At 36.4% G+C, this 1,204-nt stretch carries 2 protein-coding genes; both read right to left on the bottom strand.

The features are described from left to right. A partial coding sequence (locus tag MVY38_RS06570) for a DUF58 domain-containing protein (RefSeq protein WP_366939771.1) occupies positions 1-608 on the bottom strand: 608 nt, incomplete at its 3' end. Positions 609-618: 10 nt separating this feature from the next. Continuing rightward, positions 619-1,204 (bottom strand): MoxR family ATPase (locus MVY38_RS06575; protein WP_297484542.1); only part of this gene is annotated, 586 nt, incomplete at its 5' end.

Consider the following 1,204-nt stretch of genomic DNA (forward strand, 5'->3'; position numbering starts at 1 on the left):
TCTTCAAGTCTGTCTCTTACAATAACAGCAACAACTTCATGTTTTCTTGCCAATAGTTTAAAATCAGGCACTTCAAAGAAATCACCCACTATTATGATGAGGGACTTGCGTTTAAGCCTTTTAAAAAGTGTATTTGCCATAACTTTATAATCTGCTTTATGGTTCAGTGGCTCAAATTCCAATATCTCTTGCACATTTTTATGTACTTGGTGGAGCTTTTTACTCGGTTTGAGATGAGAATACATCTCCTCAGCAAAAATATATGAGCTAAGCAAATCACCATTTTTAATAGTAGAAAAACTAAGCAGTGCATTGACCTCAGCAATAACATCTTGTTTAAAACGCTTTGAACCAAAGTAAACACTTCCATTTAACATAGAAGCGACAACAACATTCAGCTCACGCTCTTCACGAAATATTTTAATATATGGCTTTTTTAACTTTGCAGTAATATTCCAATCAATATGACGAATATCATCTCCGGGCATATACTCACGAAGTTCTATAAAGTCATAGCCCTCACCCTGAAAGATGGAGGGATTATTCCCTACCATTTCACTAAAGACTTGACGACGGGCTCGAACAAGTATTTTTTGTAATTTGCTCAATTTTGCAACCTTACGGGATTGATACTGTTTCAATCACTTTTTGAATGATACTGTCTGCTGTAATTCCCTCAGCTTCTGCCTCATATGTAAGTACAAGACGGTGGCGCATAAGTTCTTTTACAATGTAAGCAACATCTACAGGTGTTACAAAATCTTTTCCACGCATAAATGCCATAGCTTTTACCGCTTTAAACATATCTATACTTACACGGGGAGAAGCTCCAAACTGAATGTACTCTTTTACTTCATCAAGTCCGTACTGCTCTGGATGTCTTGTTGCATTAACAAGTTCTATCATATACTCTTCAACTTCGGCATCAACATGAATCTCTCTTACAGCCTTTTTCAACTCTTCAAGTTGGGCTGCGTTTAGCACTGCGTTTATAGTCTCAAACTTACCACTAGATATGCGTCTTGCAATCTCTAACTCTTCTTCTTTTGTATTGTAACCTACGACAAGCTTTAACATAAAACGGTCAAGCTGTGCTTCTGGAAGTTGATAGACACCCTCTTGTTCTACTGGATTTTGCGTAAAAAAAAAAAAAAATGGAAGTTCTATTTTAAATGTTGTATCTCCAATTGTTACCTGTTTTTCC

It is taken from the genome of Sulfurimonas sp., assembly GCF_027056685.1.
Lineage (GTDB): Bacteria > Campylobacterota > Campylobacteria > Campylobacterales > Sulfurimonadaceae > Sulfurimonas.